We start from the raw sequence: 26647 nt of genomic DNA, 5'->3' as shown, positions 1-26647 counted from the left end.
GAAAACCTTTGCGTTTCGATCATTTAATGCAGTAAAATGTGTGGAAAGGGGAACGCAGCATGCTAACGGGCATACATGTTGCCTTCATCGGCGGAGACGCTCGCCAGTTGGAAGTCATTAAGCGATGCATACAACTGGATGCTAGCGTCACGTTAGTTGGCTTCGACAACCTGGAAAGTAATTTTACAGGGGCAACGAAGAAACCATTAACATGCGATGTGTTGAAAGACGTGGACGCCCTCATCCTACCCATCGTAGGGACCGATGACCAAGGATACGTGGAAAGTATTTTCTGCTCCAAACAACTGCAGTTGCTAGACGAACATGTGGCGAGTCTGCCGAGTCATTGCGTGGTTTACACGGGAATGGCAAAACCCTATCTGAAAAAGCTGTTGGCTTCCACCCAGCTTCCGCTCGTGGAACTCTTGGATCGTGATGACGTAGCTATCTATAACTCTATCCCTACTGTAGAGGGAGCGTTAATGATGGCGATTCAACATACGGATATTACGATTCATGGATCACAGTCAATTGTTTTGGGATTGGGCCGAACAGGTTTGTCCATGGCTCGAGCATTGCATTCGTTGGGGGCACGCGTAAGAGTTGGGGCGAGACGTCAGGAACACTTGGCACGCATTTATGAGATGGGATTGACTCCCTTCCATATAAGCGAAGTAAGGCAACAGGTTACGAATGCTGATTTCATTTTTAATACCATCCCGCAATTATTACTCACGGCAGAAGTGATTGCTCAAATGCCTCAATCGGCGTTTATTCTTGATCTTGCCTCCAAACCAGGGGGAACGGATTTTCGCTACGCTGAAAGACGAGGTATCAAAGCTCTTCTTGCTCCCGGATTACCTGGAATCGTTGCACCGAAAACCGCTGGACAAATTTTAGCCCAAACATTGTCTCGTCTTATTGCGGATCAAAGGAAAGCGCCAGGAGGGGATGCAACATGAGTAAGCTTCAGGGAAAGACCATTGGATTTGGATTGTCTGGATCGCATTGCACCTTTGAGGAAACCATGCCGCAAATTAAGCGATTTGTGGATGCTGGAGCACGGGTGGTACCGATCGTATCGAATACGATTATGACCACGGATACACGCTTCGGTACTTCTCAAAGCTGGCAGCAACAAATCAAGGAACTGACAGGTGAGGAGCTTATTTCGACGATTCCTCAGGCTGAACCGTTAGGACCTTCCAAGTTGTTAGATGTCATGCTGATTGCGCCTTGCACAGGCAGTACGACGAGTCGATTGGCGAATGCCATTACGGATAGTGCCGTACTGATGGCGGCTAAAGCGACGATGCGTAATCTGCGACCTATTGTGATTGCCATTTCCACCAATGATGGTCTGGGATTAAATGCAGCCAATATTGCCAAGCTATTGGCCGCGAAAAATATGTATTTCGTGCCGTTCGGGCAGGATGCCCCGGATAAAAAACCGAACTCGCTTGTAGCGCGTATGGATCTCCTTTTGGAAACATGCGAAGCAGCTTTGGAAGGTCGACAATTGCAGCCCTTGCTCATCGAAAGATTTAACTACTAATAAGACTACAGAATAAACAATTAACCTGCTTTTTCGCGATTAGGAGGAGAGTAAGAGATGGCAAACCAACTGACTTTCAATGTTGCTGTAGTCGGTGCGACTGGTGCAGTCGGACAGCAGATGATTCAACTATTAGAAAAGCGCAACTTCCCAATCAAACAGCTTAAGCTGCTTGCTTCTGGACGTTCTGCAGGAAAAACAGTCACCTTCAAGGGGCAAGAAATTGTACTGGAAGAGGCGACTCCAGACAGTTTTGCAGGAGTTGATTTTGCCTTGTTTAGTGCTGGCGGATCGGTCAGCAAGGAACTGGCTCATCACGCAGTGCGTCACGGTGCAGTTGTCATTGACAATACCAGCGCATTCCGTATGGATCCAGATGTTCCTCTCGTTGTGCCAGAAGTAAACATGGATGTTGCGCTCGCTCATAATGGAATCATTGCGAATCCGAATTGCTCTACGATTCAGATGGTTGCCGCTCTAAAACCCCTATATGATCGTTTTGGTATAGACCGAATCATCGTTTCTACTTACCAGGCAGTATCTGGTGCAGGTCAATCTGCGATCAATGAATTGCTCGACCAAAGTCGAGACATTTTGGATGGTAAAGAACCGCAGTGTAACGTACTTCCCGTAGGCAAATTGCCTGTACACCATCAGATTGCGTACAACGCGATTCCGCAGATTGATGTGTTCACCGACAATGGTTTTACTTATGAAGAAATGAAAATGGTCAATGAGACCAAAAAAATCTTCGGTGATGACACTGTACTTGTTTCAGCTACTTGCGTACGTATTCCAGTGGTCTATGGCCATAGCGAGTCGGTATATGTAGAGCTGAAACAGGATTACGATCTGGCAGAAGTAAAGGCCCTGCTGGAAAACGCTCCTGGAATCGTGTTAGTAGATGTGCCAGGGGAACAGCAGTACCCACTTGCTACTGATGCAACAGGTAAACTGGAAGTATTCGTGGGCCGGGTGCGTCGTGATCTCCATCATCCTCGTGGACTGCATATGTGGATCGTTTCTGACAATCTTCTCAAGGGTGCAGCATGGAATACAGTACAAATCGCTGAAGAACTCATAAAAGCAAGAGTATAGGGGAGAGGTTAGTGAAGATTCTCGTCCAGAAGTTCGGTGGTTCTTCCTTGACGACGGAGGATTGCCGGATGCGGGCAATCTACCATATGGAAAAAGCAATTGATGAGGGCTATGCCCTCGTCGTTGTCGTATCGGCGATGGGTCGCAAGGGTGATCCATACGCAACCGATACACTTTTGCAGTTGGTTCGTACGAATGGGAACCAACTGCCAAGTCGAGAAATGGATATGCTTATGCATACCGGAGAAATCATCTCTGCTACAATCATGTGCAGCATGCTGAATGCACGAGGAATTAAAGCAACGATTTTGACAGGCGGTCAGGCAAATATTGTGACGAGCGACGACTTTACGAATGCACAAATCATGTCGATCGATCCAAGTCGCATTTTGCAAGACCTGGAGGAAAGTCAAGTTGTGATCGTTCCAGGGTTTCAGGGACGTACAGCCGAATGGGAAATTACGACACTGGGACGGGGCGGAAGCGATACAACTGCAACCGCTCTCGGTGTCGCCTTGAAGGCTGAAACGGTGGATATTTTCACCGACGTGGAAGGCATTATGACGGCGGACCCGCGCATCGTTGAGGAAGCGCAGCGACTCGGAATGGTGACCTACACGGAAATTTGCAACATGGCTCACCTGGGTGCAAAAGTCATTCATCCTAGAGCGGTGGAGATCGCGATGCACGCAAACGTGCCGATTCGTGTTCGCTCTACGTTTTCGGACGACCCCGGTACACTTGTTACGACCATGCTGGAGATCGGGAAAATGGGCTACACTGTCCACGACAGAGTCGTCATGGGAATTGCTCACGTACCTAACATTACACAGATCAAGGTAGCCAACAAAGAAGGGTCTTACGATACACAGCTACAAGTCTTCAAAACGATGGCAACCAATAACATCAGTGTAGATTTCATCAATGTGAACCCAATGGGTGTTGCTTACACGGTGCATGATGAAATGGGAGAAAAAGCTGCTCGTCTGTTAACGGAAATGGGATACGAGCCGCAGCTGTTACCGCACTGCGCAAAAGTATCTGTGATTGGTGCAGGGATGACGGGCGTGCCGGGTGTGATGGCGCGAATCGTGGAGGCACTTACGCAAGAAGACATTCAAATTCTTCAATCGGCAGACTCCCATACGACCATCTGGGTACTTGTGCATGAAATGGATATGGTGAAGGCCGTTCGTGCGCTTCATCAGCAGTTCAACCTGCATGTTCAACATATGTAAGAGCATATCCTGACTTAAATACCTACTGATCACGATAAGAGGAGTTGGAGAGTGAGTGGCACGTTTTGGTAGACTGCTTACCGCAATGGTAACGCCTTTTAATGATCAACTTCAAATCGATTACGATAAAACAGAACGTTTGATTGATCATTTGATCGCAAATGGCACGACGGGGATTGTCGTCAGTGGAACGACTGGCGAATCTCCGACTTTGTCTCGTACCGAAAAGCTTGATCTGTTCCGTCACGTGGTTTCCTACGCAAAAGGAAGAGTCCACATCATTGCTGGAACAGGTAGCAATGATACAGCATCAAGCATTGAGTTCACTCAAGCTGTACAATCCATTGGTGTAGACGCTGTAATGCTCGTGGCACCCTATTACAGCAAGCCATCTCAAGAAGGGCTTTACGCACACTTTAAGGCATTGGCTGATTCTACCGAGTTGCCAATCATGCTCTACAATGTGCCAGGACGTACTGTTGTCAATATGACAGCCGAAACGACTCTTCGTTTGGCTCAATTGCCAAATGTCGTTTGCGTGAAGGAAGCCTCCGGCAACTTGTCGCAGATGTCGCAAATCATTGAACATGCTCCGGAAGGCTTTGAGCTGTACAGTGGTGATGATGGCTTAACCTTGCCGATCCTGTCTATCGGCGGTGTGGGCATTGTCAGTGTGGCGAGTCACGTAGTGGGCCGCCCAATGACAGACATGATGGACGCTTATTTTGCGGGTAATTATGCCGATGCAGCAAGACTCCATCGCAAGCTGTTGCCGATTTTTGAAGGCCTGTTTGCCTACCCGAGTCCAGGACCGACAAAGGTCGCTTTAGAAAAGCTCGGCGTTCAAGTTGGGGGCGTTCGACTGCCTCTAGTCGAGCTGAACGAACAAGAAAAAGCATTCGTTCATTCCCTGCTTGTTTAACTCCATAGAAGATCAAGAGCCATTCCTGCCCGGGATGGCTCTTTTTCCTTGTGTTCATGATTTCACTTCGGGTATAATAAGAACAAGTGATTTGGGGCGGTTTTTTTGAGTGGACATGACAACTAAATATAGGAGGTTACACGTTTTGGCAAAGTCGAATCACTCTGTTCTCGTTTTCGCCCTGGGCGGAGTCGGCGAAATTGGGAAGAATATGTACGTGGTACAAAGCGGTGAGGACATCGTAGTGATTGATGCCGGATTGAAGTTTCCAGAAGAGGAAATGCTGGGGATTGATATGGTTATTCCGGATATCACCTACTTGGAGGAACATCGCGACAAGGTTCGGGGTATTATTATTACGCATGGACACGAAGACCACATCGGCGGCCTCAGCTACGTGCTGAAGCATTTGAAAGTCCCGGTTTATGCGACAAAACTTACCCTTGGTTTAATTGATGCAAAGTTAAAAGAAGCGGGCATCCTAAACGAAACAAAACGCGTATTGATCAACAGCGACTCGGAAGTCGTTCTCGGAAAGATGAAGGCGACCTTTTTCCGCGTAAACCACAGCATCCCGGATTGTGTAGGGGTATGCCTGGATACGCCAGAAGGTTACATCGTTCATACAGGAGACTTCAAGTTCGATCAAACACCTGTTAACAATCAGGTAGCTGATCTGGCAAAAATGGCGATGATCGGTGACAGAGGCGTTTTGTGCTTGCTCTCTGACAGTACGAATGCAGAACGGCCTGGATTTACCGGATCGGAACGCTCAGTGGGCAAAGCACTCATGGATGTTTTCAGCAAAGCGTCTGGACGTATTGTTGTTTCTACGTTTGCATCAAATGTTCACCGCATTCAACAAGTGGTGGACGCTGCAGCACAGTTCAACCGTAAATTGACGGTTGTCGGCCGGAGCATGCAAAATGTCATTAATATCAGCAGAGACTTAGGGTACTTGTTGGTTCCTGAGGGCTTGATTGTTGAGATCGATGAAATCAACAAATTGCCTGCTGAACAAGTCGTTATTTTATCAACTGGAAGCCAAGGAGAGCCTATGTCCGCGCTCACTCGGATGGCCCGATCCGCCCATCGGAAAATTGACATCCTTCCAGGGGATACCGTTATTATTGCAGCCACGCCCATTCCAGGGAATGAAAAATATGTGGCGCGTACGATCGATCAATTATCGCGCATTGGTGCAGATGTCATTTATGGTGGCCATGGACCTAACGGAACCGTCCACGTCTCCGGTCATGGTAGCCAAGAAGAATTGCGCCTGATGCTTAACCTAATGAAGCCTAAGTATTTTATTCCTGTTCACGGTGAATATCGCATGTTGAAAACGCATGCCATACTTGCTGAACAGGTTGGCATTCCTGAAGAAAACACGTTCTTGCTGGATAACGGCGATACAGTTGAATTCTTAGGGGGCAAGGCCCGTTACGGTGGCAAAGTCCATGCTGGCAACGTTTTGATTGACGGCTTGGGCGTTGGTGATGTAGGAAACATCGTGCTTAGAGATCGTAAATTACTGTCACAAGATGGCATACTGGTAGTTGTCGTTACACTCAGCAAACAAAATGGCACGATATTGTCAGGTCCAGACATCATTTCTCGCGGTTTCGTCTACGTGCGTGAATCCGAAGAATTGCTGGATGAGGCAAATCGCATAGTGACCCAAACACTTGTCAAATGCATGGAAGAAAATGTGAATGAATGGTCTTCACTGAAAAATAACGTAAAAGAGTCATTAGGCCGTTATCTGTATGAGCAAACGCGCAGACGTCCGATGATCTTGCCGATTATCATGGAAGTGTAGGATCACTTGATAAAGAGCTGGAAACCCTTTTGAGGAAGGGTTTCTGGCTTTTTTTGGCTTTGGGGGCGCATGATTTTCCCTCCCCTTATCCATACTACAGAGGAAAGTGAGGGAGGATCATCCATGCCGAATCAACAATTTAACGATTTTTTAAATAGGCCGCCATTTGCAAGCACAGCGGTAAATAGTAAGGAATCCCAGCCACAATCTCCAACTGATGATTCGCCGCCGTCAGAAGCACCTGCACAAGAAGATCCGAAGAAAAAACTGCTCGATTCCATTACGCAACTGGGTCAGACAAACGTCCCACAGCTCGAAAGCAATATTTATTGTATGACTATCATCGGACAAGTAGAAGGACATATTCAGTTGCCTCCTCAAAATAAGACGACCAAATACGAGCACCTCATCCCTCAATTGGTTGCGGCTGAACAAAACAGCAAAATAGAGGGCGTGCTCGTTATTTTGAATACGGTTGGTGGGGATGTGGAAGCGGGCTTGGCGATTGCGGAAATGGTATCGTCCTTATCCAAACCGGTAGTCACACTCGTACTCGGCGGTGGTCATAGTATCGGTGTGCCAATCGCTGTAGCAGGATCGTATTCATTTATTGCAGAAACTGCCACGATGACGATCCACCCGATCCGCTTGACGGGCCTTGTAATTGGTGTACCGCAAACGTTTGAGTACTTGGACAAAATGCAAGATCGTGTAGTTAGCTTCATTTCCCGTCACTCCAATGTCTCAGAAGAAAAGTTCCGTGAGCTCATGACCCGAACCGGTGAATTGACACGAGATATCGGAACCAATGTCATTGGCGTAGATGCGGTTAAATACGGTTTGATTGATGAAGTCGGCGGCCTTGGAAGTGCGCTGAAAAAACTGAACGAACTGATCAAAGCGCAAAAAGGCGAGGAGAGTGTACTCCAATGATCTTATACTCCATCATTCCGATGGAAACGGTTTTTGAGAACATGGAGCAAGTGGAGAAACAAGAGTTGAAAGAGATCGCAGTGGGTCACGCCACGATGCTCATTGAGCAAACCGGACCGTTTGAAGGAAAAATCGTCAGGCTGATTAGTCCAGATCCGCAAGACTACCTCAAGGAGCAGTTCGCACCGGGACAAAAAATTCAGTTTCATCCTGAATGGCTCGCCTAAGAAGTCCTGTATTTCTATGAATTTCCTGTGTTATACTAGGGATGTACGAACAGCAGCCGAACACGCGACGGCTGCCTTTTTTACCATTACGGTACATAACGAGTGTAATGACGAGGAGGAGGCGTGCCATTGAGTAGGAGAAAAAAAGAGCGTTCACAAGCGGCATTGGCCTCAGTTGTCAAAATAGAGCTGCTGGGACTTCTCATCATCGTGCTGTCCTTGATCGGGCTTTTGGAGAGTGGATGGCTGGGCAAAAATGTACTGGCACTTCTATTTCGGTTTATTGCGGGCTCATGGGATTTCATCATTCCTGTTCTGCTAATCGGTATGGCCATACATATGATGTTTACGAGAAAGTCACCGAAGCTTACTTACCGCGTCTTAGGGATAGCGCTCATTGGTGTGGCGATTTTGACCTGGGATCACATGATTCTGTACAAACAAATTACCGCTGATGGAAAATTTGCAGAGCAAAGCATTATTAAGGTTACATGGGACAGAATTTGGCTCGATCATGGTCAGAAAGTGTCCACCACCGGGGTAGGCGGAGGAATGATCGGTGCCCTGTTTTTTGCGGTGACAAATGGTCTTGTTGGAACAATTGGTACGGGTCTCGTGATTGTTTTCCTTTTCCTTGTGGGACTGATGTTTCTGTTCAATCTTTCTTATGTAAACATTTTGATGTTTGCCAAGGACAAGCTCGCTTTGTTTTATGGAAAGGCGAAGGATACAGTGAAGGACTCTGTACAGCTTTTACAGGAAGAGAGCGAGAAACGAAAGAAAGAAGCAAAGGAATCCGAAGCGGCTCGTAAGCAAAAGCAATCGGAGGAAGAGAACGAGGCCATCGCGGTTACTGCGTTGAAAGAGCAAAAATCATATCCACAGCCTGCTATTCAGGAGAATGAAGTCCAGCAACCGAACGCCCCGTTAATTCGTGATTTTACGGATCGCATTGCGTTGGATGAGGATGAGGAACCAGTTGATCCTAGCCATCAAGCGAGAGTTTCCCAACCGAAAACGAATCAGGAAATTACGTTTGCGCTCGAAGGAGAAGAAGAAATCTTCGGTACACTAGATACCAAAGAAGAACAGAACACCATCCCGTATGAGCTTCCAAGTCTGCAAATGCTGGCAAGGCCCAAAGCGAGTTCCACAGGAAAAGACGTTGATCATACCTCAAATGCGGCGAAATTAGTGCAGACACTAAAGAGCTTTGGGGTCAATGCAACGGTTTCCGAAGTACATCGCGGACCAGCTGTTACACGCTATGAAGTTCAGCCTGCTACAGGGGTAAAAGTAAGCAGGATTGTTAGCTTGACGGATGACCTTGCTTTGGCATTGGCGGCAAAAGATATCCGGATTGAGGCACCAATCCCAGGGAAATCGGCCATTGGCATCGAGGTTCCCAACTCAGAGGTAGCGGTCGTATCACTACGAGAAGTGTTAGAAGCTTCCGAGTATCAAGATGCGGCGGGGAAGCTTACTGTTGCTCTTGGCCGGGATATTTCCGGAGAGCCGATCGTAGCAGATTTGACGAAAATGCCCCATTTGCTCGTAGCAGGTGCGACGGGAAGTGGAAAATCAGTGTGCATTAACGGATTGATCATGAGTATTTTGTTCAAGGCCAAACCAGAAGAAGTCAAGCTGATGATGGTTGACCCGAAAATGGTGGAATTGAATGTGTACAACGGAATTCCGCATTTGTTGGCTCCTGTTGTTACTGACCCGAGAAGGGCTTCTGTTGCATTGAAAAAGGTCGTGGCCGAGATGGAGCGGCGTTATAATTTGTTTGCCAAAACAGGGAGCCGCAATATTGAAATGTACAATGCGCAAGTGGAAGGGACGCCACTTCCCTATATTGTCGTCATCGTCGATGAGCTTGCGGACTTGATGATGGTAGCTCCAGGAGAAGTAGAGGATGCGATTTGTCGACTCGCGCAAATGGCTCGTGCTTCCGGCATTCATCTCATCATCGCGACACAACGTCCTTCCGTAGATGTCATTACGGGTGTGATCAAGGCGAACATCCCTTCCCGCATTGCCTTTGGGGTATCTTCGATGGCTGACTCCAGAACGATTCTGGATATGGGAGGAGCGGAAAAGCTTCTTGGTAGAGGGGACATGCTTTCGCTGCCGATGGGGGCATCCAAGCCGACTCGTGTTCAAGGAGCCTTTGTATCCGACAAGGAAGTAGAAGAGGTCGTTCGTTTTGTGAAAGAACAGCAAGAGGTTCGCTACAATGAAGAGATGATCCCGGGTGACGTGCAAGAGGAACAGCAGCCAGTCGTGGATGATGAACTGTACGATCAAGCAGTTCAAATTGTTTCAGAAGCCCAGACAGCATCGGCATCTTTGTTGCAGCGTCGCCTCCGTGTCGGTTATACGCGAGCGGCACGATTGATTGATATGATGGAAGCTCAAGGAATAGTCGGTCCTTATGAGGGAAGCAAGCCTCGTGAGGTTCGTCTGCCACGTCCGTCCATAGAAAGCAATATTTCATAGAGAGAGACCCTACCAGCATTTGTACTGGCAGGGTCTTTTTTCCTATTTTAGGAGAAAAATCCCTGTCGAAATTAATCATTTTGCATTATTATTCATAAATATTTGGCTTGCATGATACTCGCCCCTCATGTAAACTTTTTAAGAGATTGACGGAAATTGTTGTTATTAAGTCTCATACGAATCAGAGGTCTGACGTCCTACCTGTTGGGATGGCTGAAGGACAGCAGGAGTGAATGATGATGAGCATCAAAGGGAATGTTCGATCACTGTTTCTCTTGGTAATGGACAAGATCAAGAGTGATATCGAAACCGGACTTCTTCGTCCTGGTGAACGCCTCCCTTCTGAAGCCGAACTATCTAAACAGCTTGGTGTAAGCAGGGCGACGCTTCGCGAGGCACTCCGACTTCTTGAGGAAGAGAAGATTGTCATTCGTAGACACGGTGTAGGTACCTTTATTAATTCAAAGCCTGTTTTTTCAGGCGGGATTGGGGAACTCTTTAGTGTGACGGATGCAATCGAGCGTCAGGGATATACAGCAGGAACCTTGATCCTGAAAACATCCTTTGGCGAATCTGCTGAAGAAGAGAGGAAGCGGCTAGCCTTAAATCCGGGTGAAGGCGTTCTCATAGTAGAGCGAATTCGCACGGCTGACGGTGAGCCTGTGGTTTATTGTGTGGACCGCATTCCTGCACATCTGGTGCCCGGGGGCTATGCGGCAAGTGGAGAGTCTATCTTCAAATGGCTGGAGAGCGTAACAGGGGTAAGGATCGCATACGCAGTAGCTGATATTGAACCCATGGGCTACAATGAAAAGGTTTCCAACCTGCTGCATTGCGATAAATCTGCTCCCATGCTCTTGCTCAAACAGATTCATTACGACGAAAGTGAAAAGCCAGTGCTATACTCCCATAATTACTTCAGGGCTGACAAAATTCACTTTCATGTCGTACGGAGACGGTTGTAACTGTGGGGGTAACCTCACTCAACAATTTCATCAACTAAAAACAGGGGGTAATCTCAGATGAAGAAAGTTCTATCCGTGCTTTCTGTGGCAACACTCAGCCTGTCGCTCGTTCTCGCTGGGTGCGGAAGCAAACCAGAAGCACAGCCTCAAGGCCAAACTGGTAGCAATGGTGGCGCTCCAGCTGCTAAAGCTATCAAAGTAGGTATGGTTACAGACGTTGGCGGTGTAAACGACAACTCCTTTAACCAGAGTGCTTGGGAAGGGCTGCAAAAACTCCAAACCGATTTGAATCTCCCGAAAGAAAACGTAAACTATCTGCAATCAAAATCAGATGCTGACTATGTACCAAACCTGACTCAATTCGTAAAAGACGGTTGGGATCTGACTTGGGGTATCGGCTTCCTGATGGGTGACCACCTGAAAAAAGTAGCAGATGAAAACAAAAACGCAAAATTGGCGATCATCGACGCTGAAGTAGATGCTCCTAACGTAACATCTGTACTCTTTAAAGAGCATGAAGGCTCCTTCCTCGCTGGTGTAGTTGCAGCGAAGATGACCAAAACGAAAAAAGTTGGTTTCGTTGGTGGCGTTGACATCCCGGTAATCAAACGCTTTGATCTTGGCTTCGAAGCAGGTGTAAAAGCTGTTGATCCTAGCATCCAAGTAATCAAAGTATACACTGGTGCATTTGACAAACCAGACATGGGTAAATCTACGGCTTCCTCCATGTACGGTCAAGGTGTGGACATCATCTTCCACGCTTCCGGCGGTACAGGCGACGGTGTGTTCAACGAAGCAAAAGACCGTAAAGCTAAAGGCGAAAACGTATGGGTAATCGGTGTTGACAAAGACCAATCCCTGACTTTTGGCGACGAGATCACATTGACTTCCATGGTAAAACGTGTAGACGAAGCAGTTATTCGTGTAGCAAAAGACCTGTCTGAGGATAAATTCAAAGGTGGAGTACAATGGCTCGGACTGGCTGAAAACGGTGTAGGTCTGGCTGACACTTCCACGAAGAACGTTCCTGAAGACGTACTGAAGCTGGTTGAAGAATACAAGCAAAAAATCGTTAAAGGCGAAATCACAGTTCCTGACAAGTAAAAACTAAGGAAGCTGCAAATGGACAAGGCTGGTTCGAGCTACTGGCCTTGTCCTTTACCTTCACAATAGACCCGAAAAATGGGGTGAGCATGCATGAACTCGGTAAAAAAAGTGGTTGAAATGAGAGGGATCACAAAACGGTTCCCAGGCATTGTTGCGAATGACAGTATTACACTGTCCGTAGGTAAAGGTGAAATTCATGCGCTGCTCGGAGAGAATGGCGCGGGTAAGTCCACACTCATGAATATCTTGTTCGGTCTATATCAGCCGGATGAAGGCGAAATTCTGATTAACGAGAAAGTTGTACAGATCACCAGTCCAAAGATTGCGAACGACCTTGGTATCGGAATGGTTCACCAACATTTTATGCTCGTAGAAACATTTACAGTCACGGAAAACATTGTGCTAGGAAATGAACCGAAAAACGGGTTGAAGATAGATATTCAAAGCGCTGAGAAAGCGGTAGAAAAACTGTCGAATCAATACGGGCTCAAAGTTGATCCGAGAGCAAAAATTCAGGATATCTCAGTAGGGATGCAGCAGCGTGTAGAGATTTTGAAAACGCTTTATCGCGGTGCGGACATCTTAATTTTTGATGAGCCTACGGCTGTATTGACGCCGCAGGAAATCCATGAACTTATCGAGATCATGCATAACTTAGTAAAAGAAGGTAAGACGATTATCCTGATCACACACAAGCTGAAAGAAATTATGGCTGTATGTGACGCGGTTACGATCATTCGTCGAGGAAAAGTCATTGACTCCGTACTGGTAAAAGATACGAATCCAGACGACTTGGCTGCAAAAATGGTTGGTCGTGAAGTGAACTTCCGCGTGGATAAAACGGAAGCAAAACCCAAAGAAACGATCCTGGCCGTAGAGAACTTGACTGCGATGGGTAACCGCGGTGTGAATGCACTGAACAATCTCAGCTTAGAGGTTCGCGCCGGCGAAATTCTTGGAATTGCAGGAGTCGACGGAAATGGCCAAAGTGAACTGATTGAAGCATTAACTGGCTTGCGTAAAGCAACAAGTGGGCGTGTCCTTCTTAATGGCAAAGAAATTACGAATCAAAGTCCGCGCAACATCTCGGAATCAGGGTTGTCACATATTCCTGAAGACCGACACAAACGAGGATTGGTTCTTGATTTCACCATGAGTGAAAATATGGTATTGGAAACATATTTCCATCCAACGTTTTGTAAAAGCGGTTTTCTTGATTATGGCGCCATTGACAAGCATGCGGCCAAGCTTATCGAAGAATTCGACGTTCGGACTCCGAGTATTTACACGCCAGCACGTGCGCTTTCGGGAGGAAACCAACAGAAGGCAATTATTGCCCGCGAAGTGGACAAGAACCCGGATTTGCTGATTGCGGCTCAACCTACTCGTGGCTTGGACGTAGGGGCTATCGAATTCATTCATCGCAGACTGATTGATCAACGCGATCAGGGAAAAGCGGTTCTCTTGCTTTCCTTAGAATTGGATGAGGTTATCAATTTGTCTGACCGGATTGCGGTTATTTATGAGGGAGCGATTGTGGGGATTGTCGATGCAAAATCGACAACGGAGCAAGAGCTCGGCTTGATGATGTCCGGCGGAAAAGTAATGCAAGGAGGGGGAAACGATGAATAGAGTTATAGCGGTCTTCACGAAAGAATCGTTTCTCGTTCCTGCCGTAGCGATCATTCTGGGTCTTTTGACTGGGGCAATCGCAATGTTGGCAGGTGGATTTAATCCAATCGATGCCTATGCGGCTTTGATTAAAAAAGTATTTGGTAGCGCGTATAACTTTGGTGAAACGATTCGCCAAATTACGCCTTTGATCTTTACAGGTTTGGCTGTAGCGTTTGCTTTCCGTACAGGTCTCTTTAACATCGGGGCAGAGGGTCAATTTATCGTAGGGATGATTGCTTCTACTGTCGTAGGTGTTTCTTTTGACCTTCCTGCTATCATTCATGCTCCACTTGCTATCATTGCAGGTGCTGTAGCAGGTGGTTTGTGGGGTGCCATTGCCGGTTATTTGAAAGCAGCCCGTGGTGTCAATGAGGTTATTACGAGCATCATGTTGAACTGGGTTGCTCTTTACTTTGCAAACTGGGTCATGAATGCTTTCTTCATTCCAGCAGGCAAACAAACATCTGAAGAGGTAAAGGATTCTGCGATCATTACCATTGGATGGCTCGCTGAAATGTTTGACAATGCTCGTCTGCACTGGGGTACACTGATTGCCGTACTCGCAGCTATTTTCTTCTATATCATCCTTTGGAAAACAAAATCTGGTTTTGAATTGCGTTCCGTTGGTTTGAACCCGCATGCTTCTGAGTATGCTGGTATGAACGTGAATCGAAATGTTGTAAAGGCTATGTTCATTGGTGGTATGTTTGCAGGAATTGGTGGAGCTACTGAGATTTTGGGCGTATTCCACTATCAAGCGATTATGACGCAGCATACGGGCTATGGCTTTGATGGAATCGCGGTAGCATTGATTGGCGGAAATACACCATTCGGGGTTATCCTTGCTGCCATATTGTTTGGGGTTCTCACATTCGGTGCGAGCGGTATGCAGTTTAGTGCGGGTGTACCGTTTGAGTTGATTCGTGTCGTGATTGCTTCTGTTATTTTCTTCGTTGCTGCACATGGCATCGTGAAAATGTTTATTAAGCCGATCTTGATGAAGAAAAAGGAAGGTGGAAACTGATGGATTGGGGATTAATTCTCAGCAACCTCGTTCATGATACCATCGTGTTTTCCACGGCCTTGATTTTTGCTGCATTGGGTGGACTATATTCCGAGCGTTCTGGTGTCGTAAACATTGCGCTAGAAGGTATGATGATTATCGGTGCTTTTACTGGTGCCGTAATGACCTATGCTTTCCAAGATTCACTTGGTGCTTGGGCACCGTGGGTCGGATTTATTGCGGCAGGGATTGCTGGTTCTATTTTTGCACTCCCGCACGCTGTTGCTTCGGTAACGTTTAAAGCGGACCAGACCGTCAGCGGTGTGGCTCTGAACTTCTTAGCAGCTGGACTTTCCATCTACCTGACCAAAATTATTTTTAACGGAGCAGGTCAGACAACGACATTGAACTCAGTGTTTAACAAATTCAGTATTCCTGGATTGAGTGAAATTCCGTATATCGGACATGCCATTTTTGAGGCTTATCCTACTAGCTATTTGGCTTTCATCGCTGTTTTCGTAACTTGGTATGTTGTATTTAAGACACCATTTGGTTTGCGCTTGCGTTCAGTTGGTGAGCATCCGCGTGCTGCTGATACAGTAGGGATCAATGTGAAGAGAATGCGCTACACGGCTGTTATGATCAGTGGTATGCTGGCTGCATTGGGTGGAGCTACCATTTCTTTGACGACGACCAGTAACTTTTCCCATAACACGGTTTCCGGACAAGGTTTTATCGCGATTGCGGCCTTGATCTTTGGTAAATGGCATCCAATGGGTGTGATGGGAGCAGCATTATTCTTTGGTGTCGCTCAAGCGATCAAGTCTTTGGTGCAAATCTTCGGATTGACCAATTACATTCCTACTGAATTTATCTTCATGCTTCCGTACGTACTGACGATTCTCGTGATGGCTGGTCTGGTAGGACGATCCAGTGCTCCAGCGGCTCTCGGCAAACCTTACGATACGGGATCACGTTAATCTTTCGTTGACAAAATTTAGCGTCTAGAACCTGTCACTTCCCCTGTGCGATAATTTTTGTGACTGCTTGCGGTCCGCCAAAAACGGTCCTATCCGTTTTTGCAAATTGTCTGTGGGGAGGGAAAAAGATGAACCGCTGTCTACATCAGTACAGCAGTTATCGATGGAACAGGATTCTAGGCGCTTTTGTTTTTTGCCTGATGATAGCAGTATCTGGTGGAATGGTTTCAGCAAATGAGCCAGGACCGATCATTTCTGTCGTTGTCGATGGAATGGGAGTCCAATCGGATGTATCGCCAATCCATCGAAATGGGCGCATGCTTGTTCCGATACGGGTAGTAGCGGAGGCAACAGGATCAGAAGTCAGCTACGATGCCGATACGCAAAAAGTATTGCTCAACAAAAAAGGCAAGCATATCACCCTAACAATTGGAAGCCAGACTGCGTACGTAGATGGAAAACGTTTGAAGATGGATGTTTCTCCAATCATTGTGAATAAGCGGACACTTGTTCCGATCCGATTTATCTCCGAGGCATTTGGCTATCAAGTTCAATGGGATGAGACGTCGGCTGTTGCATACATACAGTCCAAAACCGTGGAAGACAAGGCTGCGAGTGTGAAATACTCCTTGAATCCATATGTCGTTCAACAGGGAGATACCTTATCAAAAATTGCAGCTCGCCATGACACGAACATGAGTGCGATTCAGAAAAATAACCCTCTCTCTTCTGATGAGTTACTGGTGGGCCAAATTTTATTTTTGCCAGAAGGTGCACAAAAAGCTGAACATCCCATTGCCACAAAAGTTGCGAATGATCAATTGAGTGGGAAACAATTTCGGTTTCCTTTCCACGATAATAGTTGGTATGAGCCGTATGGGGATAGCTTCGGGTCCGATCGAGAGTGGACCGAGTCGAATAGCGGCAGTGTCCGCAGTCACGAGGGCATCGACATTATGGCACCGAAAGGAACGCCGATTTACTCGGTATCCAATGGGACGATCAACAAAGTGGGCTGGAATACGTATGGTGGCTGGAGAGTAAACATTACGGATGAGAATGGCCAATATCGGATGTATTACGCTCATTTGCAGGCGTATGCACCAGGATTGCATGTAGGGAAAACGATAAAAGCTGGACAGCTGATCGGTTTTGTTGGAGATACAGGCTACGGTGGAACTGGTACAGTGGGAATGTTTGAACCTCACCTGCATTTTGGCCTCTATCGTAACAGTACGGGGAAAGCGATCGATCCGTATGATTACTTGCGGATTTGGGAGCAAAATAAAGTGGAGAGTCCCCTCTAATATTTGGACAAACTACTACGGAGTACCTTCATAATTAAAAGGAGGCCCTTCGTATGTGGACTTGTCCGTACTGTGGGGGAAGCCACGGCTTACCCTTTCATGATGAGCAGTTGGATGGCATGCTCTGTCTCTCGTCTGATTGCGGTCGATTTGTTGAAGAGCATAGCACATCGGATGATCCTCGAGACTGGGATGCAATGGATATGTAAGGAAAAGAGTGAACGCCCTTCGTAAAAAGGTGCATTCACTCTTTTTTTATATAATGGAAGCGCTGTGATTTGCGTATTACGGGACTTGCGTGAGCGCATAGGATGAAGCACTGGGATTTATAATGGAAGATTCTGATGCTTGATGCCCTGACAATTGGTTACAATAGAGAAGAGTCTGAGTAAGCTGATGGAGAAGGGAGATTGGACTATGACTGCTTCTACAACCGGAATTGCATTTCAAAGCTCCCAAATCAATGGGATGAACGTACATATCCTTCCAACCGAAAAGTTCAAGACAACGACGATCGTGACGATGATTGAACAGGCGCTATCGGAGGAGCACGTAACGAAAACAGCATTGCTTGCGATGGTCATGAAACGTGCCAGCGCTCGTTTTCCAGAAACGAAGCTATTGCGAGCACATTTGGATTTCCTGTATGGTGCCATTTTTGATGTCGATGTCATGAAAAAAGGCGAGCGGCAAATCCTGCAAATTTATATGGAAGTACCAAATGAAAAATATTTGTCCAATGAAGCTTCACTTTTGGAGCAGGCCATCGAATTCGTAGGAGATATGCTCGTCAGACCGTATGTACAGGACAACGCTTTTTCCGAAAAATACATGACACAGGAAAAAGAGACGCTACGAAAACGGATGGAGAGTTTGATCGACGACAAAATGAAGTATGCGAACCAACGCGTGACAGAAGAAATGTGTAAAGGTGAACCATTCTCTCTTCTCGTCCAAGGCCGTGTGGCAGATTTGCCAAAGATTACTGGTCAGGAGTTGTATCAATATTTTAAAGAAGTAACGACGACGAATCCGATCAATATGTTCGTGGTGGGCGATGTTGATCAGCAGGAAGTAAGCGAGGCTATTCGCAAGCATATCCCATTGGATCGCTCCCAAGTAGGAGAACTGCAGATAGCATCGACGGCGAAGGATGTATCAGATGAACGAGAAGTGATCGATCGACTCGATGTCAACCAAGCAAAGCTCAACATCGGCTGCCGTACGCAGATCACTTATAAGGATGACGATTACCCGACCCTGCTCTTGTTCAACGGAATTTTAGGCGGATTTCCTCACTCCAAGCTGTTTGTCAACGTCCGTGAGAAAGAAAGTCTCGCTTACTATGCCGTTTCCAGGCTAGAGAGCCACAAAGGGATTCTCATGATTATGTCTGGGATTGATGTTAGCAAATATCAGCGTGCGGTTGAGATTATTAAGCAGCAGCTTGATCTGATGCAACAAGGAACCATATCGGATGAGGAAATGAGCCAGACGCGTGCGACCTTGTCTAACCAGTTCCGTGAGCTGTTGGACAGTGCACGCGGGATGATTGAATTTACGTACAATGGTGTGATTAGTGGACGTCCTCGGAAAATCGAAGAGCTTTTGGCTGGGATCAACGAAGCGACCATTGAGGATATCAAGAAGGTAGCAAGCAAGGTGACGATCGACACGATTTATCTGCTGCGGGACAAGAAGGGAGAGGCATAAGATGCAGAGCACTGTCTTTGATCAAGTAAATGAAACGGTATATCATGAAACTCTCCAAAATGGGTTGCAAGTTTATCTGGTTCCCAAACAGGGCTTCAGCAAAACATACGCTGTGTTCACTACGCGCTACGGCTCCATTGATAGCCACTTCCGCACCCGAAGCGGGGAAGAAATCAATGTTCCCGACGGCATTGCGCATTTTCTTGAGCACAAAATGTTTGAGAAAAAAGATCGGGATGTCATGCACGAATTCAGTAAAAACGGGGCGAGCTGCAATGCGTTCACGAGCTTCAATCGTACGGCGTATTTGTTCTCGTGCACAGATAAGTTAGATGACAATCTGAATCTGCTGCTCGATTATGTGCAGGATCCGTATTTTACAGATGCCAGTGTAGAAAAGGAAAAAGGAATCATCGGCCAGGAAATCACCATGTACGATGACAATCCTGACTGGAAGGTGTACATGAACCTCTTGAAGGCCATGTACCAAAAGTATCCGATTAACATTGAGATTGCGGGTACGATCGAGACGATCTCTCATATTACAAAAGAATATTTGTATCAGTGCTATGAAACGTTTTATCATCCTGCCAATATGCTCCTATTGGTCGTGGGTTCCTTCGAGCCAGAAGCGATCATGAAGCTCATTCGTGAAAATCAGGGAGCAAAGGAGTTTGCTCCTGCGCCACAAATCACGCGCGTTTTTCCAGAAGAGCCATCAGCTCCAGCGGAAGCGAAAGTAGAAGCATTTCTAACAGTTGGCTTGCCCAAATGCATGATCGGAATCAAGGAAAAGGAAAACGGTCTAACCAAGGAAGCCTTGTTAAAACGCGAGTTGACTACTAAACTGGTATTGGACATCGCGTTCGGCACAAGCTCCGCTGTCTATGAGCGTTTGTATGACAGTGAGCTGATTACGGAAAGCTTTGATTTTGACTACAGCAGCGAGCAGGATTATGCGTATACGATCATTGGTGGAGATACACCTGATCCAGAGCGTTTAGTGGAAACGATCAAAGCGGAAATCGAACAGTTGAAGCAAAACGGTATAGCCCAGGATGATTTTGAGCGTGCGAAGCGTAAAAAAATCGGAAACTTCCTGCGTTCTCTAAACTCCGTGGAGTTTATCGCTAACCAGTTTACCAGCTTCAAATTTAACGGAAATGATCTGTTTTCCGTAGTGCCGACTTTGGAGTCGATCACACGCGAAGATGTGGAAAAACGTTTGAAGGAGCATTTTTTAATCGAGCAGATTGCTGTTTCCATCGTTCGTTCTGCTTCGCCACAGGAGTAATGTATTCATGTTCAAGCAAGAGACGCCGTGGGCGTTAATTACGGGAGCTTCCGGGGAGATCGGGCAGGCGATCGGTGCCTACCTGATTGATGCGGGGGTTCCCCTTTATCTGCATTACAACCGAAATAAAGACAAATTGGAGCCCTTGGTCCAAAAATGCCAGGAGCGGGGTGTTCCATACGTCATCCTCCAAGCTGATCTACGGGACCCACAGCAAATTGCGGCGATGTTTGCTCAGATGCAGGTTGCACCACTATTGATCGTAAACAACGCCTCAGTGGACGATGTCGGCTTGTTTACGGATGTGACTGTCGAGAAATTTGATGAGCTCATCGCCCTTAATGTTCGTTCCTCTTTTTTGGTCTGCCAAGCGGCTGTTCCGGCCATGCTGCGCGCAAGGTATGGGCGTATCGTTAACATTTCTTCCATTTGGGGACTGACAGGTGGGTCATGTGAGGTGCTGTATTCCATGACCAAAGGAGCAGTCAATACGTTCACCAAAGCTCTGGCAAAGGAAATGGCCCCAAACGGAATCACGGTAAATGCAGTCGCTCCTGGAGCTATTGCAGGTGGCATGATGGAGCGCTTTGCTCCGGATGAAATGGAAATGATCGCGGAAGAAATACCAGCCAACCGTCTTGGACAACCATACGAGGTAGCGGCAGTCGTGCGCTTTTTGCTTTCGGCGGATGCCAGTTATGTGACGGGGCAAGTGATTAGTCCAAACGGTGGATGGTACACGTAGAAGAGAAGTATGCATGAATAAAATAGGAGAAATGATGGAATTCTACCTTTTGTGTGGGCAGCAAATCTGTTCGCAACGTACAAAAGGAGGGAATTTCCCTATGTCGATTCTTGACAATTTCAGCGACTGGAAAGCGTTTCTCGGAGATCGGGTAGACCAAGCGAAACAAGCCGGGATGGAAAGCGAAACGCTTCAAAATGTAGCTTATCAAATCGGTAGCTATCTGTCTGAGCAAGTAGACCCGAAAAACGATCAGGAGCGTCTGTTGAAACAGCTGTGGGACGCGGGTGATCAACAGCAGCAACAAGCTTTGGCATCACTCATGGTGAAGCTTGTTCAGAATCGCAATAACGCGAACGCTGGCAGCTAGCCATTCAAATCCCCTACTTTTGGGGATTTTTCTTTTCGCGATTGTCGAATGAAACGAACGTGATATACTACATAAGAAGAGAATTCTGGTTGGCGGAGAGGATTGCATATGGAAGCGAAGAAAGAATGGTACATGGAGTATGAGATTGCCCGTAACCGTCCCGGTCTCTTAGGGGACGTATCTTCTATTCTGGGGATGTTGAACATCAATATCGTGACGATCAATGGTGTGGATACCATGCGTCGAGGTATGCTGCTCTTGACCGATGATGATGAAAAAATGGAGGTTTTGCGCAACGTTGTGCAAAAAATGGACAACATAACCATAACGAGGTTACGTCCCCCGACAATGCTGGATCGATTGGCTGTGCGTCACGGTCGCTATATTGAACGGGATAGCGAGGACAAAAAAACGTTTCGCTTTGTTCGTGAGGAGCTGGGCTTGCTGGTCGATTTCATGGCAGAAATACTGAAGAAGGAAGGTCACCAGCTCATTGGGATTCGTGGCATGCCTCGCGTAGGGAAGACTGAATCCATGATTGCTGCCAGCGTATCCGCCAATAAACGTTGGACATTCATTTCCTCTACTTTGTTGCGCCAAACGGTGCGTAGTTCCTTAGCCATTGATGAAATGTCTACTGATCATGTATATTTGATAGATGGAATTGTCTCAACGCTGCGATCGACAGAAAAGCACTTCACCTTGCTTCGGGAGATTATGAACTTTCCTGCCGCAAAAATCATTGAGCATCCGGATATATTCGTAAGGGAATCAGAGTACCAACTTGATGATTTCCATTACATTATTGAGCTGCGTCATCATCCGGATGAAGAGATTACATATGAGCTTATCAACAATCGCGGCTTTGATAATTTCGAAATGAATTAAGGAGGGGCAGCTGTGTCTGAGCTAGGTCAAGTCCTGCAAAGGGCCCGCGAAGAAAAAGGAATCACGCTCGACGACATCCAACGTATCACCAAGATACAGCGGCGATATTTGGAAGCCATTGAAAGGGGTCATTTTCACGTACTTCCTGGCCACTTTTACGCGCGTGCTTTTATAAAGAGTTATGCGGAAGCTGTCGGTCTAGACCCGAACCACATCCTGACTCACTTTCAGTCCGATTTGCCGGCCCAGCCACCTACTGAGCAAGTAGAACGACTGCGTCGCAGACGAGTTGCTTCAGCGAACAATCCATTACAAGCGGGGCGATGGGTTACCAAAACCTTGCTCGTCTTGTTTATTGCCTTGATTATCGGGGTTATTTATTTCGCTGTCGTCAACAACAACGGAGGTCAGTTGACTCAGCCAGTGCCGGGTGGAGCAGTTAATCCTGGAGCGGAATTTGTCACGCCTGGCAATGGTGGTGGAGCGGGAACATCCCCGATTGCTCAACAACCGAAGCCTCCTTCTATTACCACACCGAGTCCTGAAACAGGAACAACCCCACCTGAGACCGTTACAGAAACTCCTCAGGCAACCATCACATTCGAATCGCAGCAAGGATCGATGTATAACTATTCCTTGCAAGGTGGAGAAAAAATCACGGTTTATCTGAAGGTGAAAGCAGAAACAAGCTGGTTTGGTATTTCGGAAGGAAAAGGCAAAACTTATGTTGAGCAGGGAACGCTCAAGAAAGATCAGGAAAAAACGATTGAGCTGGGAAAATCCGCTTATATTCGTTTAGGCAAACCGACAGTAGTGGAGTTAAAGGTTAACGGAGTCTTGGTAGACACGTCAAAAATGAAGTCAATGCCGTCCAATATTACGATGAAAGTAAAAGAGGCGGTCACCCAGTAGGCAAGCATATGCTTGCCTTTTGTACTTTTCTCTGTTTTGACACTTCCTTTAGGCTTATATTATACTGGATAGGTGTAATATGGGTTGGTGTGACCAATTGGAGGAAAAAAGATGACAGAGAAGGTAGGCACGCGTGAAAAAGTAGCGATTGTTACGCTGGGCTGTGAAAAGAATCTCGTTGATTCGGACATGATGGCCCATCTGATAGATGAAAAAGGTTATGAACTGGTTGATAACCCGGAAGAAGCAACTGTGGTCATCGTCAATACCTGCGGTTTCATCGATGCAGCCAAGGAAGAATCCGTAAACAAGATTCTGGAAATGGGTGAATTGAAGGAATCCGGCAAACTGAAATCGCTTGTGGTGGCAGGCTGTCTCACACAACGTTACAAAGAGGATATCTTGAATGAGATTCCTGAGGTGGACGGCATTGTCGGAACAGGCGATTTTATGTCGATTACAGGTATTATCGAAGAATCTCTAGAGGGTAAGCGACCGATTTTTGTTGGAAATCCCATTTTTACGTACGAAGATGTAGTGAAGCGGAAAGTAAAAGAAGGCACATACACTGCATATATTAAAATTGCCGAGGGTTGTGACAACGCCTGTACGTTCTGCTCGATTCCTTTAATGCGTGGGGGATTCCGCAGTCGTACCATCGAGTCCATCGTGGAAGAAGCGCGTCATTTGGCTGCTCAAGGTATCGTAGAAGTAAGTCTGATCGCACAAGATTCTACGAACTACGGAACGGATATTTACGATGGAAAACTGATGCTTCCTGAACTTTTAAACCGTCTGGCAGAAGTTGAGGGCATCAAGTGGATTCGTCTTCACTATGCATACCCTGGATTTTTCACGGATGAATTGATCCACACTTTTGCTACCAATCCAAAAGTGTGCAAATACGTGGATATGCCTTTGCAGCACTCCGAAGACCATATTCTGAAAAGGATGCGTCGCCCTGGAAGACAGACGGACATTCGTGCGCTGGTAGCAAAAATTCGCGCGCAGGTTCCAGATGTTGCACTGCGTACCTCTTTGATCGTAGGGTTCCCGGGGGAAACAGAGGAAGACTTCGAGCGCCTGAGCGAGTTTGTGAAGGATATTCGCTTTGATCGACTGGGTGTGTTTACTTACTCCAACGAGGATGACACTCCAGCTTCCCGTCTGCCTGACCACGTTGACGAAGAGGTTAAGGAAAAACGTGCGAACATGCTGATGGAAATTCAGCGTGAAGTAGCCGGAGATCGCAACGGACGCTTTGTTGGTCAAGTCTTGGATGTTTTGATTGAACGTTACGAGGGACGCAACGATATTTATGTAGGTCGAACACAGTATGACGCTCCGGAAATCGATGGTGAAGTATTCGTCACTGGTTTTAAAGGCGAACTGGGTACCATCGTAAAAGTGAAAATTACACACTCCTATGAATACGATTTAGCCGGGGAGGTAGTCTAGTTGAATCTCGCCAACCGCATCACCCTCGCCAGGATTTTTCTGGTTCCGGTAGTCATGTTTTTTATGCTGGTGCGTTACAACATCGGGACATTTTCGATCGGCAGCCTGACGATGACGTATAACGAGCTGATTGCGGCTTTGGTGTTTATCCTAGCAGCCAGTACGGACGGACTCGACGGTTATATTGCACGGAAAAATAAAATCGTGACGAACTTGGGGAAGTTCCTGGACCCGCTTGCTGATAAGCTGTTGATTTCTGCAGCACTCATTTCACTCGTAGAGATGCAGCGTCTGGAAGCGTGGATTGCGATTGTCATTATCAGCCGGGAGTTTGCGGTAACGGGTCTACGGTTAGTTGCTGCGGCAGAAGGACAGGTAATTGCTGCGAGTGCATTGGGTAAACTGAAAACATGGGTGCAGATCGTAGCGATTACGGCTGTCATGATTCGCAACTTCCCATTTGAGTTCTTCGGCATTCCGTTCGACGAAGTAGCTACTTGGGCGATGGTGATCATCACGATTTACTCCGGGTACGACTACTTTGCGAAAAATCGTAACGTGATCCAATACTCGTAATGCGGGTATTGGTCTCTTTTTTCACAAGACTCTTCTCTTGAGCGTTTGCAAGTGATAAACTATTAGTTTAGAGGCTTTTCTACTCTCAAAGAGAATGGATGAGGAAGATGAGAGCGGAGATTATCGCGGTAGGTACCGAACTTTTGTTAGGCCAGATCGCTAACACCAACGCACAGTTTCTTTCTCAGAAGCTGGCGGAAATTGGCGTGGGAGTTTATTTTCATACGGTTGTGGGAGACAACACGGAGCGATTGCTACAAGTGATTCGATTGGCATCAAGGCGATCTGACCTCGTCATTTTCACGGGTGGGCTAGGGCCGACTCAAGATGATTTGACGAAAGAAACCTTGGCGGGGCATGTAGGCATTGAATTGGAAACGAATTCAGAGGCCATGGAGAGAATTGAAAAATTCTTTTCGCAACGTGGGATTGTCATGACGGAGAACAATCGTAAGCAGGCGCTGGTGCTTTCAGGTAGCCATGTATTCTCCAACGATTTCGGGATGGCGCCGGGGATGGCGATCCGTCATGACAGTAGTACGTTCGTGCTGTTGCCTGGACCACCAAGCGAGCTGTATCCAATGGTGGAGAATTACGTGATGCCTTACTTGACCGACTTGCTCCCCGAAAAGCAAGTGTTTCATTCTCATGTACTCCGGTTCTATGGAATAGGCGAATCCGCCTTGGAGGAAAAACTGCTCGATCTGATCGAAAAGCAGGACAATCCGACGATCGCGCCATACGCCAAAGAATTCGAAGTAACGCTACGGATTACGGCAAAAGCTGCTACAGTCGAAGAAGGGGAAGCCCTAATCTTGCCTGTAGAAAAAGAAATTCTCAGCCGTGTTGGCCAGTATATGTACGGGATTGGCGAGAAATCGTCGTTGCATGATGTACTGGTTTCTGAGCTAAAAATGAGAAATGAGACGATTGCTTGTGCAGAAAGCTGCACAGGAGGAGCAATTGCCTCGTTGATTACCTCTGTGCCGGGAAGCTCGCAAGTGTTTCGTGGCGGGGTAGTCTGCTACACCAATGAAGTGAAAAATCAGCTACTCGAAGTACCTGATTCCATTTTGCAAACTGATGGGGCAGTCAGTGAGAAAACAGCTCAATTGCTGGCTGAACATGTAAGAGAAAAGCTGGGAGCTACTTACGGGATTTCTGTTACGGGAGTGGCTGGACCCGATCCTTCCGAGGGCAAGCCTGTTGGCCTTGTTTACGTAGGGATTGCGGCAGAAGGAATACCTACAGTTGTAAAAGAACTGCGCCTTGCCGGAAGAAGGCATGCAATCGTTGGGCGTGCCGCTAAATACGCGTTGTTTTATGCGCTGCAAATGCAAAAAGAAAGGTGATTTTTT

25 protein-coding genes are annotated in these 26647 nt (G+C 46.9%); all 25 read left to right on the top strand.

The annotated features are described in order from the left end of the window. Positions 1-59: 59 nt before the first annotated feature. The 25 genes from dpsA (at position 60) to ACQ5DJ_RS17225 (ending at position 26641) form a co-directional block, all read left to right on the top strand. Positions 60-962 (top strand): dipicolinate synthase subunit DpsA, encoded by a 903-nt coding sequence (gene dpsA, locus ACQ5DJ_RS17345; RefSeq protein ID WP_429843576.1) that lies wholly within the window; start codon positions 60-62, stop codon positions 960-962. Continuing rightward, positions 959-1555 (top strand): dipicolinate synthase subunit B, encoded by a 597-nt coding sequence (locus ACQ5DJ_RS17340; protein ID WP_007719213.1) that lies wholly within the window; start codon positions 959-961, stop codon positions 1553-1555. The genes dpsA and ACQ5DJ_RS17340 overlap by 4 nt, the downstream gene beginning before the upstream one ends. Before the next feature lie 57 nt (positions 1556-1612). Next, complete coding sequence (locus ACQ5DJ_RS17335; protein ID WP_429843575.1) at positions 1613-2653, top strand: aspartate-semialdehyde dehydrogenase; 1041 nt, start codon at positions 1613-1615, stop codon at positions 2651-2653. Between the two features lie 11 nt (positions 2654-2664). Then, positions 2665-3891, top strand: a complete 1227-nt coding sequence (gene dapG, locus ACQ5DJ_RS17330; RefSeq protein ID WP_144614614.1) for an aspartate kinase — start codon at positions 2665-2667, stop codon at positions 3889-3891. Between the two features lie 55 nt (positions 3892-3946). Further along, positions 3947-4813, top strand: coding sequence for a 4-hydroxy-tetrahydrodipicolinate synthase (dapA, locus tag ACQ5DJ_RS17325; RefSeq protein ID WP_429843574.1), 867 nt, complete (start codon positions 3947-3949; stop codon positions 4811-4813). 145 nt (positions 4814-4958) lie between these two features. After that, positions 4959-6635: a ribonuclease J gene (locus tag ACQ5DJ_RS17320; RefSeq protein ID WP_429843573.1), complete on the top strand. Its 1677-nt coding sequence runs from the start codon at positions 4959-4961 to the stop codon at positions 6633-6635. Between the two features lie 123 nt (positions 6636-6758). Next, a complete protein-coding gene (locus tag ACQ5DJ_RS17315) occupies positions 6759-7568 on the top strand; it encodes a ClpP family protease (protein ID WP_429843572.1) in 810 nt (269 codons plus the stop codon). Next, a complete protein-coding gene (locus ACQ5DJ_RS17310; RefSeq protein ID WP_429843571.1) occupies positions 7565-7795 on the top strand; it encodes a YlzJ-like family protein in 231 nt (76 codons plus the stop codon). The genes ACQ5DJ_RS17315 and ACQ5DJ_RS17310 overlap by 4 nt, the downstream gene beginning before the upstream one ends. A 123-nt stretch (positions 7796-7918) precedes the next feature. Beyond that, a complete protein-coding gene (locus ACQ5DJ_RS17305) occupies positions 7919-10297 on the top strand; it encodes a DNA translocase FtsK (protein ID WP_429843570.1) in 2379 nt (792 codons plus the stop codon). A gap of 239 nt (positions 10298-10536) precedes the next feature. Continuing rightward, the gene (locus tag ACQ5DJ_RS17300; RefSeq protein WP_017249274.1) at positions 10537-11262 is read left to right on the top strand and encodes a GntR family transcriptional regulator; all 726 of its coding nucleotides are present in this window, start codon (positions 10537-10539) and stop codon (positions 11260-11262) included. A gap of 57 nt (positions 11263-11319) precedes the next feature. Next, on the top strand, positions 11320-12366 hold the full coding sequence (locus ACQ5DJ_RS17295; RefSeq protein WP_429843569.1) for a BMP family ABC transporter substrate-binding protein: 1047 nt from the start codon (positions 11320-11322) through the stop codon (positions 12364-12366). Positions 12367-12459: 93 nt separating this feature from the next. Beyond that, positions 12460-14001 carry an ABC transporter ATP-binding protein gene (locus ACQ5DJ_RS17290; protein ID WP_429843568.1) on the top strand — a complete coding sequence of 514 codons (1542 nt, stop codon included), beginning with the start codon at positions 12460-12462 and terminating at the stop codon, positions 13999-14001. Beyond that, positions 13994-15067 (top strand): ABC transporter permease, encoded by a 1074-nt coding sequence (locus ACQ5DJ_RS17285; RefSeq protein ID WP_429843567.1) that lies wholly within the window; start codon positions 13994-13996, stop codon positions 15065-15067. The genes ACQ5DJ_RS17290 and ACQ5DJ_RS17285 overlap by 8 nt, the downstream gene beginning before the upstream one ends. Further along, a complete protein-coding gene (locus tag ACQ5DJ_RS17280; protein ID WP_429843566.1) occupies positions 15067-16026 on the top strand; it encodes an ABC transporter permease in 960 nt (319 codons plus the stop codon). The genes ACQ5DJ_RS17285 and ACQ5DJ_RS17280 overlap by 1 nt, the downstream gene beginning before the upstream one ends. Before the next feature lie 128 nt (positions 16027-16154). Continuing rightward, positions 16155-17333 carry a stalk domain-containing protein gene (locus ACQ5DJ_RS17275; RefSeq protein ID WP_429843565.1) on the top strand — a complete coding sequence of 393 codons (1179 nt, stop codon included), beginning with the start codon at positions 16155-16157 and terminating at the stop codon, positions 17331-17333. 53 nt (positions 17334-17386) lie between these two features. Continuing rightward, on the top strand, positions 17387-17542 hold the full coding sequence (locus tag ACQ5DJ_RS17270; RefSeq protein WP_007719195.1) for a hypothetical protein: 156 nt from the start codon (positions 17387-17389) through the stop codon (positions 17540-17542). 208 nt (positions 17543-17750) lie between these two features. Further along, entirely contained in the window at positions 17751-19046 is a 1296-nt protein-coding gene (gene yfmF, locus ACQ5DJ_RS17265) for an EF-P 5-aminopentanol modification-associated protein YfmF (RefSeq protein ID WP_429843564.1), read from the top strand. A 1-nt stretch (position 19047) separates the two neighbouring features. Beyond that, complete coding sequence (gene yfmH / locus ACQ5DJ_RS17260) at positions 19048-20340, top strand: EF-P 5-aminopentanol modification-associated protein YfmH (protein ID WP_429843563.1); 1293 nt, start codon at positions 19048-19050, stop codon at positions 20338-20340. 7 nt (positions 20341-20347) lie between these two features. Beyond that, positions 20348-21085: an elongation factor P 5-aminopentanone reductase gene (ymfI, locus tag ACQ5DJ_RS17255; RefSeq protein WP_429843562.1), complete on the top strand. Its 738-nt coding sequence runs from the start codon at positions 20348-20350 to the stop codon at positions 21083-21085. Between the two features lie 100 nt (positions 21086-21185). Next, entirely contained in the window at positions 21186-21455 is a 270-nt protein-coding gene (locus ACQ5DJ_RS17250) for a DUF3243 domain-containing protein (RefSeq protein WP_429843561.1), read from the top strand. A 108-nt stretch (positions 21456-21563) separates the two neighbouring features. Beyond that, positions 21564-22343: a YmfK family protein gene (locus ACQ5DJ_RS17245; RefSeq protein ID WP_016743377.1), complete on the top strand. Its 780-nt coding sequence runs from the start codon at positions 21564-21566 to the stop codon at positions 22341-22343. Positions 22344-22355: 12 nt separating this feature from the next. Further along, on the top strand, positions 22356-23255 hold the full coding sequence (locus ACQ5DJ_RS17240) for a RodZ domain-containing protein (protein ID WP_429843560.1): 900 nt from the start codon (positions 22356-22358) through the stop codon (positions 23253-23255). Between the two features lie 111 nt (positions 23256-23366). Beyond that, complete coding sequence (gene rimO, locus ACQ5DJ_RS17235) at positions 23367-24713, top strand: 30S ribosomal protein S12 methylthiotransferase RimO (RefSeq protein WP_429843559.1); 1347 nt, start codon at positions 23367-23369, stop codon at positions 24711-24713. Next, complete coding sequence (gene pgsA, locus ACQ5DJ_RS17230) at positions 24714-25289, top strand: CDP-diacylglycerol--glycerol-3-phosphate 3-phosphatidyltransferase (RefSeq protein WP_017249262.1); 576 nt, start codon at positions 24714-24716, stop codon at positions 25287-25289. Between the two features lie 107 nt (positions 25290-25396). Beyond that, entirely contained in the window at positions 25397-26641 is a 1245-nt protein-coding gene (locus ACQ5DJ_RS17225; RefSeq protein ID WP_429843558.1) for a competence/damage-inducible protein A, read from the top strand. Positions 26642-26647 lie beyond the last annotated feature (6 nt).

The organism is Brevibacillus sp. FIR094, assembly GCF_050477165.1.
Taxonomy (GTDB): domain Bacteria; phylum Bacillota; class Bacilli; order Brevibacillales; family Brevibacillaceae; genus Brevibacillus.
The sequence above is the reverse complement of the archived record's forward strand: the minus strand, read 5'-3'. Positions and strand labels throughout refer to the sequence as shown.